Origin of the sequence: Rhodococcus sp. C-2, from assembly GCF_027854095.1 — a bacterium.
GTDB lineage: Bacteria > Actinomycetota > Actinomycetes > Mycobacteriales > Mycobacteriaceae > Rhodococcus_F > Rhodococcus_F qingshengii.
This window is the reverse complement of sequence record NZ_JAQGFI010000005.1, coordinates 16194-29187: the sequence shown is the minus strand read 5'-3', so window position 1 is coordinate 29187 and position 12994 is coordinate 16194. Positions and strand designations below refer to the sequence as shown.

The 12994-nt window shown below is 63.7% G+C and carries 10 protein-coding genes; 6 read left to right on the top strand and 4 right to left on the bottom strand.

Going from position 1 to position 12994, the window contains the following annotated elements; translation table 11 throughout:
* Nucleotides 1-48: 48 nt before the first annotated feature.
* From PCS43_RS11710 to PCS43_RS11700, 3 genes are read right to left on the bottom strand one after another with little or no spacing between them, the layout of a single operon-like run.
* The gene (locus tag PCS43_RS11710) at nucleotides 49-3246 is read right to left on the bottom strand and encodes a carboxyl transferase domain-containing protein (RefSeq protein WP_209910789.1); all 3198 of its coding nucleotides are present in this window, start codon (nucleotides 3244-3246) and stop codon (nucleotides 49-51) included.
* Nucleotides 3243-4940, bottom strand: coding sequence for an AMP-binding protein (locus PCS43_RS11705; RefSeq protein WP_007735929.1), 1698 nt, complete (start codon nucleotides 4938-4940; stop codon nucleotides 3243-3245). Before PCS43_RS11705 ends, PCS43_RS11710 begins: the two co-directional genes overlap by 4 nt.
* 25 nt (nucleotides 4941-4965) lie before the next feature.
* Nucleotides 4966-5601, bottom strand: a complete 636-nt coding sequence (locus tag PCS43_RS11700) for a TetR/AcrR family transcriptional regulator (RefSeq protein WP_019746323.1) — start codon at nucleotides 5599-5601, stop codon at nucleotides 4966-4968.
* A gap of 150 nt (nucleotides 5602-5751) precedes the next feature.
* On the opposite strand from PCS43_RS11700, the gene PCS43_RS11695 reads away from it, so the two are divergent.
* Both PCS43_RS11695 and PCS43_RS11690 read left to right on the top strand, forming a co-directional pair.
* Nucleotides 5752-7128, top strand: a complete 1377-nt coding sequence (locus tag PCS43_RS11695; RefSeq protein WP_209910783.1) for a M20/M25/M40 family metallo-hydrolase — start codon at nucleotides 5752-5754, stop codon at nucleotides 7126-7128.
* Entirely contained in the window at nucleotides 7125-8687 is a 1563-nt protein-coding gene (locus PCS43_RS11690) for a YfcC family protein (protein ID WP_054826618.1), read from the top strand. Before PCS43_RS11695 ends, PCS43_RS11690 begins: the two co-directional genes overlap by 4 nt.
* A 1-nt stretch (nucleotide 8688) precedes the next feature.
* Here PCS43_RS11690 and PCS43_RS11685 read toward each other — a convergent pair whose 3' ends face one another.
* The gene (locus PCS43_RS11685; protein ID WP_003944177.1) at nucleotides 8689-9276 is read right to left on the bottom strand and encodes a DinB family protein; all 588 of its coding nucleotides are present in this window, start codon (nucleotides 9274-9276) and stop codon (nucleotides 8689-8691) included.
* 18 nt (nucleotides 9277-9294) lie between these two features.
* Between PCS43_RS11685 and PCS43_RS11680 the strand changes: the two genes are divergently transcribed.
* The 4 genes from PCS43_RS11680 to PCS43_RS11665 all read left to right on the top strand — a co-directional run bounded on the left by PCS43_RS11680 (nucleotide 9295) and on the right by PCS43_RS11665 (nucleotide 12994).
* Nucleotides 9295-10542: a hypothetical protein gene (locus tag PCS43_RS11680; protein ID WP_270923036.1), complete on the top strand. Its 1248-nt coding sequence runs from the start codon at nucleotides 9295-9297 to the stop codon at nucleotides 10540-10542.
* 68 nt (nucleotides 10543-10610) lie between these two features.
* A complete protein-coding gene (locus tag PCS43_RS11675; RefSeq protein WP_050657053.1) occupies nucleotides 10611-12257 on the top strand; it encodes an MFS transporter in 1647 nt (548 codons plus the stop codon).
* 3 nt (nucleotides 12258-12260) lie between these two features.
* On the top strand, nucleotides 12261-12713 hold the full coding sequence (locus PCS43_RS11670) for a DUF6325 family protein (protein WP_007735911.1): 453 nt from the start codon (nucleotides 12261-12263) through the stop codon (nucleotides 12711-12713).
* Complete coding sequence (locus tag PCS43_RS11665) at nucleotides 12710-12994, top strand: SHOCT domain-containing protein (protein ID WP_007735909.1); 285 nt, start codon at nucleotides 12710-12712, stop codon at nucleotides 12992-12994. Before PCS43_RS11670 ends, PCS43_RS11665 begins: the two co-directional genes overlap by 4 nt.

The following is a 12994-nucleotide window of genomic DNA, read 5'->3' as shown; positions in this document are numbered from 1 at the left end:
GGCTAGTTGCCCCGCCCACGTGCGGCAACAGCTCGAATCAGCAGGATCTCAACTGTTTCTGCCGAGTTGTCTGATCCATCCGCGGGTATCGGCCGGGTCGATGACGTCGTCCAGTTCGAACGTGGTCGCCGCCATCAGCGCCTTGCCCTGTGCGTAGGCCAGTTCCACGAACTGACCGAACAGCGTTTCCCGAGCCACCGGATCTTCGACGGACTCGAGCTCCTTGCGGAAACCGAGACGCACAGCACCTTCCAGACCCATCGGCCCGATCTCGCCCGTCGGCCACGCGACCGTGAACTCGGGGGCGTGGAAGGAACCACCGGCCATTGCCATGGCGCCCAACCCGTAACCCTTGCGCAGGATGATCGTTCCGAACGGCACGGTGAGGCGAGCACCGGCAACGAAGAACCTGCCGAACCTTCGAACCGTCGCCTCCTCCTCCGAATCCGGACCCACCATGAATCCCGGTGTGTCGCACAGCGTCACCAGAGGGATGCGGTGCGCTTCGAGCAGTTCCAGGAAATCCGAAGCCTTGTCCGAGGCTTCCGCGTCTATCGCGCCGCCGAGATGCTCGCTGCTGTTCGCCAGCACACCGTACGGAACTCCTTCGACACGAACGAGTGCGGTTACTACACCGCGTCCGTAGTCTCGACGCAGTTCCAGGACGCTGTCGACGTCCGCGATTGCGTCGATCGCTCCACGAACGTCGTACGAGCGCAGGCGATTCTCCGGCACCACATGCCGCGAGAGCCGCGGATCCGGAGCGGTCCACTCTCCGCTCGCACCCTGGAAGTAGCCGAGGTACTGCTTGGCCAGCGCCACCGCATGTGCGTCGTCGTCAGCGACCAGGTGTACGACGCCGTTGCGGCGCTGGACGTCGATGGGGCCGATGTCCTCGGGGCGAAAGTTTCCGAGCCCGCCGCCCTCGACCATGGCAGGACCACCCATCCCGATGTTGGCGTCCGGTGTCGCGATCAGGACGTCGCACGCGCCGGCCAGGGCCGCGTTGCCTGCGAAACAGCGCCCGGACACGACGGCGACCATGGGCACCCGCCCGCTCAGCGCCGCCATGGCGCGGAAGGTTCCCAGCTCGAGGCCTGCCCCGGCGCCGGCGTCGGTGTCACCGGGGCGACCGCCGCCGCCTTCCGCGAACAGCACTACCGGAACTCGCTTGCGATCGGCGATCTCGAGCAGGCGGTCGGTCTTGGCGTGATTGCGCATGCCCTGGGTACCGGCGAGCACCGAGTAGTCGTACGAGATCACGACGCTCTCGCCGCCGCTGATGGTCGCTACTCCGCCGATCAACCCGTCGGCGGGTGTGTTGGCGATCAGGTCTTCCTCGCTGCGTCGACTGCGCTGCGCTGCCAGCGCGAGAGCGCCGTACTCGACCAGGCTGTCGTCGTCGACCAGGTCGTAGACGTTCTCGCGAGCAGTCCGCCGCCCCAGCTTGTGGCGTTTCGCCACTGCCGCGGGCCGCGCCGCGTCCAGGGTCACCTCGTGGCGAGCGATGATTTCGGCGAGGTCGGGACGCACGTCGTCGAGGTCCACCTCGTCGACCTCGGCGAGCTTCGATCCCGCGCTCGCGCTACGGACGACGAGCAACGGTTCGCCCGCACTCACCGACCTGCCCGGTGACGACAGGACCCGGACGACTTCGAGGTCACCGGGCGCCGAGAGAACATGCTGCATTTTCATCGCTTCGAGGACGGCAACCTGGCCACCCGCATGGACGCCGTCACCGACTGCGGCAAGTTCGACGACGATTCCTGCCATCTGTGCACGGACCACGTCCTCGTCCGGCGCGATGTCAACACTCGCGGAGGGTGTTTGTGGGTCCGCTTCGGGAACGAGGTCCGCCAATCGAGAACCCAACCAGTCGACGTCGACCAGGCCGTCGCGGAAGTCCTTGTCCGACAGTATTGCCTGCAGAAATTCGAGGTTGGTCGCTACACCGTCGATGGCGAACTCACTGAGAGCAGCAATCGACTTACGCACCGCGGCAGGGAAATCCGCTCGACGCGTGTGGGTGATCACCTTCGCCAAGAGCGAATCGTAACGCGCACTCGGCGAGAGTCCGACCGTACCGAAGGTGTCCACTCGCACGCCGGGCCCGCCCGGAGGAGTGAAGTTGTCGAGCGTGCCCGACGAGGGCAACGCATTGCCGTCCGGCGTCATGGTTTCCATGTTGACGCGGGTCTGGATCGCGATTCCCGAAGCGTTTGCCACGGATCCGACTGTCTCCAAGCCCTTCTCGACAGCGATGATCCCTGTTGGCAGGTCCAGGTTCTCGAACGGAACTCCGTCCGCGATCGCGAGCTGCACGGCTACGAGGTCGACTCCGGTGACCTCCTCGGTCACCGTGTGCTCCACCTGAATTCGGGGATTGACCTCGAGGAAGACGAAGCCGCGTTCCTCGACGAGGAACTCGACCGTCGCGATGCCGCGGTAGCCGACCTCGGCGCACAGCCTCGCCGCCGCAGCGTGAAGACGCTCGCGCAGGGCCCCCGACAGCCCCTGCGCGGGCGCAACCTCGATCAACTTCTGATGGCGACGTTGGACGCTGCAATCGCGGTCACCCAGAGCGAGCGCGTGGGTTCCACCTTGCCCCGGTGCCGCCACGATCTGCACTTCGATGTGCCGAGCGTGCTCACTGAGTACCTCGGCGAACAGTGCCGAACTGCCGAATCCCGACTGGGCTTCGGCCGCACACACACGGTACGCGTCGTCGAGTGCTTTCGGGTCACGCACCGCGCGCATGCCGCGGCCACCGCCGCCGCTGAGCGCCTTGATCATGATGCCGCGGGAGTTGCGCTCGAAGAATTCACGCACCTCGTCGAGGTCGGCGTTCGCCGATGTCGACGGCAGGACCGGCACTCCTGAGTCGACCGCCGCGGTGCGGGCACTGGCCTTGTCGCCGAAAGTCCGGAGAACCTGGGCGTCCGGGCCGACGAAGACGATGCCCGCCTCTGTGCACGCCTGCGCGAATTCGGCATTCTCACTGAGGAATCCGTAGCCCGGGTGCACGTGCGTGGCGCCCGTTTCGGCCGCGATCTTCAGCAGTGCGCTCTGATCCAGGTACGCGGATGCGCCCGACGCTCCGAGCGGCACCGACTCCGTGGCCGCCGCGACGTGCGGACTGGACGCGTCGTCCTCGGCGTACACCGACACCGTCTCGATCCCGAGTTCACGGGCAGTTCGAATGATCCGCAGCGCAATTTCGCCGCGGTTCGCAATCAGCAGTCTCACTTGTCCCCCTGAGTGCGCTCGAACAGATCGCCCTTGCGCACCTTTCCTGTCGCTGTCATCGGAAGCGCCTCGAGCACTTCCACTTCGGGCACCTTGTACGTGGCCATGTTCTCCTTCGCCCACGAGACGATCTCGTCGGCCGCAGTGTCGGAACCCTCGACCAGTTGGACAAACGCAAAAGCCACCTGCCCCTTGTCCGGGTCCGGTTTCGGCACCACCGCAGCCTTTTCGATCGCCGGGTGCAGCATGAGCAGCGCTTCCACCTCGGAGGGAAAGACACTCATGCCGTTGGTCTTGATCATTTCCTTGTTCCGCGCCAAATAGTGCAAACCGCCACGCTCACTGAACTTTCCGACGTCACCGGTCTGCAGCCAGCCGTCACGGATGGCGTCGGCGGTGGCCGCCTCGTTGCGGTAGTACGCGGAAAGGATGGATGGGCTGCGCACGATGATCTGCCCGTGCTCGCCGACGGGCACCGGCCTGCCGTCGTGATCGACGATCAGAACGTCGGTGCCGGGCACCGGAATTCCGCAGAACACCGGCTCGCTTTTCAGGTCGTAGTCGCCGTCCTGGAAGCCGAGGGTGATCGTGTCCGCGGTGTGGGTTTCGGTCATGCCGTAGCTCGCTTCGCGCAGAACGCCGCCGGTAGCCTCGCGCCACCGCTGGCGCGTGGCCGGATCGAGTTTGAGAACGAACGAAACTGCCATGACGTTCTGGAGTGTCGAGAGATTTCGCTCCGCGAATCCTGGCGTGTCCATCAGTTCGACGTAATTGTCGACAGTTCCGACCAGCGAGGTCACGCCGTAAGCCTCGACAGCGTCGAGCGTGGTCTCCGCATCCCAACGATTCAGCAGGACCACGGTTCCGCCGTTGACGAGCGGAACCAGGATGCCGAAGTCCTCGCCTGCGATCCAGAAGATCGGCAGAAACACCAGGGACACCGGCGGATTGGCACCCACCTGGTCACCGCCCGCAAGCGTCGCGGTGGCCGCGGTGTAAACCATGTGGCGCTGAGTGTGCTCACAGCCCTTGGGCATTCCCGTCGTTCCGCCCGTGTAGTTCAGGGCGGCGAGGGAATCGAGTTCGGTGGCGACAGGAGTCGCCCGCTCACTGGTGATGATCGACTGCCAGTCGCTCAGGCGCGGATCGTCGACCTCGAAGGGCAGTTCGACGGTCGGGATCGCCGTCAGCATGTCCGACACTGCAGTCTTCGCGACGTGTTCGAGTGGAGTCTGTGAGCGAACCTTCTTCACCAACTTCGAGAAGGTGTTCTGCGTCAGTAGGACCTTGACGCCGGCATCGTTGAGTTCGTGAATCAATTCATGTTCACGGAAGAGTGGATTGATCGGCACGTGAACCGCACCGACCTTGAGAATGCCGAGCATCGCGATATGGAACTGAGGGCAATTGACCAGGTGAACGCCGACGCGATCGCCGCGTTCGACTCCGAGTGACAGCAGCCATCCGGCAAAACGATCCGAAAGCTCGTCGTATTCGGAATACGTGATGACCCGGCCGTAGAAGACGATGGCAGGAGTATCCGGCCGCTCGATCGCCCAATGCCGCAAGTAATCGACAAGTCCCCCACCTTCGAGCGGATACTCGACGGCGCGGGGAATGCCGGCGGGCCAATGCGCTTGTTGCAGCGCAGAGATCTCCGCCAGAGCCGCTTCGAGCACGTCTTGTTCTGCCACCGATCACTCCATTCGTAAAAGAAATCTATTTCGACTCTTCGAACCCGATCAACCGCTCGGACATCGTCGTCATATCTGCAATGAACTGGTTCTGCTCTTCGACACTCGCCTTACTCAGTCGTGCTCCACCGGCCATCTGTGCGTCCGAGATCATCTGAACGAGCACCGGGGGCGAAACACAGGGATCTACGTCGTGAACCTGTCGAATCCGTTCGACAAAGCGGACGTAGCGGCTCACGAGCTTTTCGCGAACCGCCGACCAACTGCGCTCGACCTCGGAATCCACCCGCGCCCGATGCTCGATCACCGCGAGCAGGTCACCGTAGGTGTACACGGCCGTGATGAACGCCGACGTGGTCGTTCGGAGAACTTCGCGTAGATCCTCGGCCGCCGGGCCCTCCATGTGCTGAGCGTCGAGGAAGCGTCGGCACATCATTTCGGCGACGGCGCGGAAGACCTCGTCCTTCGACGAGAAGTACGCGTAGAAGGTCGCCCGGGACACATCAGCCCTGGTCGTGATCGTCTCGACCGTCACGGCGTCGTATCCGAGTTCGCCGAAGCAGAGGGCAGCGGTGTCGAGCAGTCCGGCACGGCGTGGACCGTCGCCGAGTTTGCGGGCTGTCCGCGCTCGCTCCTGCGTTTCACTGGTGGTCACCGTCACAGTGTGTGTTGACGTTGACGTCAATGTCAAGAATCGCGAGCCCGGCGCCCCACTTCGGCTTTTTGTTCGGGTCACCCTTTCACACCCCGCATATCGGGTGTAAGACTCTGCCTCTAATGTTTTTCGCCTTTCCCAGAAGGAGTCAATTCCGTGCCGGAAGAATCCGCCTCGCCCTCCTATTCCACAATCAAGGAAACAGTTGCAGCTTTGATGCCGGCACTGGAGTCGGAACTCGTCGAACTTGTTCGTATTCCGTCGATAGCAACAGAAGGTTTCCCCAGCGAGCCCCTGTTCGAGGCTCACGACCTGATCGTTTCTCTATTGGAGAAGTCCGGAGTCACGAAGATAGAGAAACTCGAAATAACAGGTAAAACTGCGCCGGTCATCATTGCAACAGTTCCCGGTCCAGAGGGAGCCCCGACCGTATTGATGTATTCGCATTACGACGTCGTTCCCGCCGACGACGTCGAACTCTGGGATTCACCGCCTTTCGAACCGAGCAAGCGTGACGGCGCGATTTACGGCCGCGGTACGGCAGATTCGAAGGCAAACGTCATCGGCATGATCGGCGCGCTTCGCGTCTTCGACGGAAAGCCGCCGGTGACGGTCAAGCTCGTCATCGAAGGCCAGGAAGAATTCGGCAGCCCCTTCGACAACTATCCGCCGGAAGCCCCCGAATTGTTTGCGGCCGACGCAATGGTCATCGCCGACGTCGGGAGCGTTCGACCCGGATCACCGACCCTGACCGTCGCACTGCGCGGATCGGCCCAGGTGATCGTCGAACTCACCACTCTCGGAGCCGACAAGCACAACGGCCTCTACGGCGGCGCCGCACCGGACGCCCGCCTCGCGCTCATCCGCGCACTGGCGTCGCTGCACGACGACAACGGTGACGTGGCGATCGACGGCCTCCTGCGCGAACCGTGGACCGGCAGTTCATACACCGAGGACGAGTTCCGCACCCTCGCCGAGATCCAAGACGGGCTTCCGCTGCTCGGAACCGGCGGCATCGGCGAACGCATCTGGTCGGGCCCGGCCATCACCGTGACGGGAATCGACGCTCCCCCTGTGGACGGTGCGGTCAACGCCGTCGCAAGCACTGCCCGCGCCGTGATCAATCTGCGCGTACACCCGCGCCAACCTGCCATCGAGGCGCAGGCTGCTCTGGTCCGGCACCTGGAAGCCCTGCGCCCCTTCGGTTTGCAACTGACTGTCACCGCGGAAGAAACCGGCGACGGGTTTGCGGCAGCCGAAGGTGGACCGGCCTTCGACGCGGCATTGTCTGCATTATCGCAGTCGTGGGGTGAGCCGGCCGGGCTGATGGCAGGCGGCGGCTCGATCCCCCTCGTGATGGCCTTGGATACAGCAGTGCCCACCGCCGAGAAGCTGTTGTTCGGCGCCACCGACGGTTACGCGAACATCCACGGCCCCAACGAACGCGTCCTGCTCGACGAGCTCGAGAAGGCCGTCGTCGCCAAAGCACTGTTCTTCCAGGAGTACGCACACACCTTCGAGGGGAAGAAATGAGCACCGAGACCGATACGGGATCCGCGCAAACGCCCGCCAAGAAGAAGTTCGAGTTTCCCGGTGCGGTCACGATGCTCGCGATCGTCACCATTCTGGTCTGGGTTGCGGCACTGTTCATTCCGGCCGGACGCTTCGGCGTCGACGTGGACGGCTCACCCGTTCCCGGCAGCTTCGAGACCGTCACGTCTCCGCTCTCGTTCTGGGAACGAATCCAGCAACTGATCCTCTCCCCCGTGAACGGCCTGTACGGCGTACAGGATTCGATCACCGGGTTCGTCGACACCGACAACATCGGACGGCTCTTCGGTTCGGTCGGCGTAGTCCTCTTCATCATGGCGCTCGGTGCGTTCATCTCGGTCAGCTTTGCCACCCGCAGTCTCGAAACCGCTGTCTCCCAACTCGCTACCAAGCTCAGCGACAAGGGCTGGTTGCTCATCACCGTCATCATGGTGCTGTTCTCGCTGCTCGGTTCGACGATGGGCTTCTCGGTCGAGACGTTCGGCTTCTACGCCCTGCTCATCCCGCTGATGACGGCACTGGGTTACGACCGCATGGTCGCGGCCACCATGATCATCCTCGGCGCTCTGGTCGGAAACATGGCGTCGACCGTCAATCCGTTCTCGATCGGCGTCGCCTCCGGTGAGGCAGGCGTCTCCATCGGTGACGGCATCGTGCTGCGCGTGATCCTGTGGATCGTATTGACCGCTGTGGCAGTGGTATTCGTTCTCCGCTACGCCGCAAAGGTGAAGAAGGATCCGTCCAAGTCGCTTGTCGGCTTCGACATCGCGGACGACGAAGACGAAGAGCCGGCCGAGCCGGCCGACATCGACGGCAAGCTCACCGGAACTCAGAAGCTGGTACTGCTCATCACCGGACTCACCTTCGGACTGATGATCTTCTCCGTCATCCCGTGGTCGAGCATCTTCGGCGCCACTACCGGTCCGGCCGAGTACGACGCGTACCACGTCACGGCAACCGAGCCCTACTGGTTCGAGTTGAACTGGTGGTTCCCGCAATTGGCGATGCTGTTCATCCTCGCCGCCGTTCTCGTCGGCATAGTCGCGAAGATGGGTGAGAAGAAGATCGTCTCCCTGATCACGCGTGGAGCCGGCGACATGGTCGGACCGGCGATCGTCATCCTGCTCGCTCGCGGCGTCTCGGTGATCATGACCAACACCGAAACCCTCGACACCATCCTCAACGCGATGGAGCAATTGGTCAGCGGCGCTTCGGCGGGGGTCTTCGCGATCCTGGTGATGCTCGTCAACATCCCGCTGGCGTTCCTGATCCCGTCCAGTTCCGGTCACGCCACCCTGGCGATGCCGCTGCTCGCGCCGCTGGGCGACTTTGCCGGAGTCAGCCGAGCACTCGTCATCACCGCCTTCCAGATGGGCCACGGCCTGATGCTGATGGTTGCCCCGACCAACGTCGTCGTTGTCGGCGGGTTGGCCATGGCGAAGGTCGGCTACGACAAGTTCCTGCGCTTCGTCTGGCCACTGCTACTGATCAACTTCGTGATCGTTGTCGTGGTGATCGGCGCGGCAGCGGTATTCGAGTAGTTCAAGCGTGGTGGGCCTCGCGTGCCGCCGTCTCCAGACGGTCGGTGTACTCGGCCCACCACGCCTCATCGCCGGGAGCCAGATTGTTGTCGCCCGCCTTCATCCCAGCGGCGCCGTCGATCAGCTCCCGCACGATGTCCGCGTGGCCGGCGTGCCGATGGATCTCGGTGACAACGTGAACGAGTATCCGGTGCAGTGTGACGTCGCGTCGATCCTCCGGCCAGTGCTTCACGAAGCCGGGGGCGTCCAGATCGTGCTCCTCGATCGTGGCGTCGGCGAAAGCCCAGGTGCGGCGATAGGTTTCGACGATGTCGGCAGTGGACTCGTCGGCGCGGGCCCACATGTCGACGTTGAGTTCCTCCGAACGCAACCACGCGGGGAGATCGGGAACCCGACGGCCGAACGTAGGACCGAAATACCCGAGCTCGACGCCGATCATGTGTTTGACCAGACCCAACAAGTTGGTCCCTGTCCGGGTCATCGGGCGCCGAATGTCATACTCCGACAGCCCGTCGAGCTTCCAGACGAGCGCATCACGTGCTGCCTGCAGGTACCGCTGGAGATCTTCCTTTTCCGAGTTGGTGGTCATGAAACCAACCTAAACCGAGTGGAGCAGACATTGACAGCGGTCGAGGATCTGACCGAGGTTGCCTCCCGGGCCGTCGCCGCCGAGCGTGACGCCCGGTCGGTGCGCTGGCACAACCCGGCAGCCGTCCGCAAGGCTGCCGCGGCCGTCCGTGATTCGCTCGACGACGAACGATCAGCGCTGAGCCGACCGTCGTACAGCGGGTTGTCACCGTCGCCGCACATGGCGCGCCAACTCGAACTGATCACGACGTTGCAGCCGCCGCTGGCCGCCGACGCCGGCATCGGCACCGCCGCGCAGGCCGAGGCCGACGCCGTCGCCGCGGTGACCACCGCACGGATAGCCTTGCGCGCCGCCCACCTTGCGGTTCTCGAAGCACGCGTCGCCGCGCTCGATGCCGGTGACACCGATACCGTCGCCGCCGCGATCCGTGGTTACGTCCCGCTGAACTCGGGCAACCCCGTCGTCCGGCATGTGCAGGATCTCGGCTCCCGGATCCGTGAGGAAGCACGGCACGTGGTGAGTGGTAAGCCTCGGTCGATCGCTTTTCGGCTGGGGCTGAGCCTCGGAATGGGCTTGGCGTACCTGGCATTCATTCGCCTCTTCCAGTGGGACACCAAGGAAGATCGACTGCCTTACCTTGCGCTGTATGCACTCTCGGGTGTGGTCGGAAGCGTCGTGTGCACCAATGCGCTCAGCTTCGACGCCGGCCGCGTGCGCGCTGCGTTGTCCGGTGGAACGAGGCTCTGGCACGTGCTCGTCGCGAAAAACGCGGTGATGCTGCTCCTCGTCGGCAGCGCCGGGTTCCTGCTCAGCGCCGTCCTCGCGTGGCGCTCCGGAAGCAGTGCCGACCTGGTGAAAGCGTGCGGCCAGGTGCTGACCATGATCCTGCTCTGGTTGGGGGTCGCGAACGTGATGTCGGTGAGCTTGCCGCTGCGGGCGGAACCGATGACGGCGCGGCGCCATGACGGCACGTGGAAGCAGTTCCTGCTGTCCTTCGTCATCTCGTACGGTGTCGGACTGATCGTCAATCTGATGCTCTACTGGCGCGTCTGGGCAAAGACGACGCTGCTCGAGCAGATGGGCGGTCCGTGGATTCCGGTCCTGCTGCTCCTCGCGAGCGCGGCCGCGACGTGGCTGTTGCTGACCGTGCTGGCCGTACTCCTGGCCGAGCAACCGCGCTTCCGGCGCGCCTTGCACCGGGAGATGGTGGTCTACCGCGAAGAAACCAACCACTTGCAGGCGACCATTCAGCACAATTCCGGCTAATGTAGCCGTGCGTGGCTGATCCGGGCACGTCGCGAGTACACGCAGTGTCGAGGAAGGCGTGACCCATCATGTCCGTAAAGCCTGGCGCGGCCGCCACAACGGCCGCCGTGAGCACCGCCTCCTGGCTACCACTCATCGTGGTGGTCCTCACCCAGATTCAGGCGTCGTTCGCCGTCAACGCCCTGACCGTCTCGATGGCCGGCATCACCACCGATCTCGACACGCCCGCAACAAGTGTCGGCACCGCGATCACCGCGGGCACCTTCGCCATGGCTGCCTTCATTCTGTTGGGGGCCAAGATCGGCGCCCGTTACGGAACGCGTCTGGTCTTCCAGATTGCCGTCGCGATTCACGGCCTCGCAATGGCCGCGGTCGCCCTGAGTCAGAGCCCGGCAATGCTGTTCGTGGCGCAAGCTGCATCCGGCGCCGTGATCGCCCTCATCGCTCCCGCATTGACGGTCTTCATCGCCACGAACTTCAGTGGCGATCAGCAGGCAAAGGCCATCGGTTACCTGGCAGCAGCAATTCCGGCGGCCGGTGTGCTGGCGCTGCTCATCGCCGGTTCCTTCGCGACGACGATCGGGTGGCGATACTCGTTCGCCCTCGTCGTGGCTCTCGCGGTGGTCAACCTGATCCTGAGCTTCCGGGTCAAACCTGTTCCCCCGCAGAAGGACATCACCATCGACTGGGCCGGCGCCGCCATTGCTGCCGTTGCCGTCATCCTGCTCAGCTTCGGTTTCAGCGGCCTGAACTCGTGGGGCGTCATCCTGGCCACCGACGCTGCGCCGTTCTCGGTCATCGGTGTTTCACCCGCGGCCATCCTGATCGTCCTCGGCACCATCTGCGCGCAGGGATTCTTCCAGTGGACGCGAAGCCGCAAGGCGCAGAACAAGCCTCAGCTCTTCAACCTCGACGTCCTCAAGACCGGCGCCGAGCGCGCCACCACGATCTGCATGGCGACGATGATGTTCGTGGGAACCGCGGCCAACTTCCTCATTCCGCTGTACATGCAGATCATCCAGGGCCGCAGCAGCTTGCAGACGTCGTTCTCGATCATCCCGTACACACTCTCGATCTTCATCGCGAGTACCGTCGTCGCGCGTCTGTACAAGACGTACTCCCCGCGTCTGATCGCACGAGCCGGGTTCGTCGTCGTTGCCGCTGGACTCATCTTGTTGGCCTTCACCATTCGTGGCGACTGGCATCAGATCTTTGTCGTCATCGGACTGATCACCCTCGGCCTCGGGCAGGGCGCCATCGTTGCGCTGGTGTTCAACACCCTCCTCACCGCAGCCCCCAAGGAACTGGCCGGCGACGTCGGTGCCTGGCGAGGACTGGTACACAACATGTCCGGCAGCGTCGGCATCGCGGTGGCCAGCGTCTTCGCCGTCGGAATCCTCGGTTCCCTCGTCAGCTCGCAGCTGATCGACAACCCCACCATCCCTGCATCGCTCAAGGTCGAATCCGGGATCAATCTCGACCAGGTCAACTTCGTCCCCAACGATCAACTCGTCGTGACGCTCGAAAACACCTCGGCGACACAAGCACAGATCGACGAAGCCATCCGGATCAACACCGAAGCGCGCTTGCGCGCCCTGCGAACCTCGCTACTCGTCCTCGCCGGACTCTCCCTGCTCGCCATCATTCCGGCCGGCCGCATGCCCGACGAAGTACCTGCTCTGGAAGAACCGCAACCCACGAAGGGCAAGAAGTAACCGATGTCCAACCAAGACCAATTCGGTCCGATCGAATACGTAGCCGTCGAGTTTCCCGGCGGTGCACCGACCTCCGCAGGATTCGAGCAGCTGCTCACTCTCGTCGACTCCGGCGTGATCCGCATCCTCGACCTCGAGTTCGTCACCAAAGCCGCCGATGGATCAGTGGCCGTCGTACCGGCATCGACCTTCGAACTCGCAGATTTCGATCTGGCGCAGTTCGACGGCGCAGCCTCCGGACTGCTCGACGCCGGCGACATCGCCGCCGTCGGTGACGAGTTGGCCACCGGTAGTGTTGCCGCCGTGCTCGTTTACGAGGAACTGGCCATACTGCCGGTGATCGACGCGTGGACACGCAGCGGCGCAAAGATTGTCACCGAAGGTCACCTGAGCTTGGACGAACTTGCCACCGCACTCGACAACACCGCACCAGGCAATACGGAGAAGGACGCATGAGTTTCTTGAGGCGAGCCGGCCGGGTAGCCGTCGCAAGCTCCATTCACGGCAATGTTCAGCGCCGTCAGCGGACCCGTTGGGCCGCCGAAGATCAGGCTCGCGCAGCGCAGGCCCAGCCGGTGCCGCCGATTCCCGATCTACCACCCCTGCCACCGCAGGCAGCTCCGGCAGCATCGATGGACTTGAAGCTCGAACAGCTCACCAAGCTGGGCGAACTCAAGAATGCGGGAGTATTGACCGAGGCCGAGTTCGAGACCCAGAAGGCGCGCATCCTCGCCTGA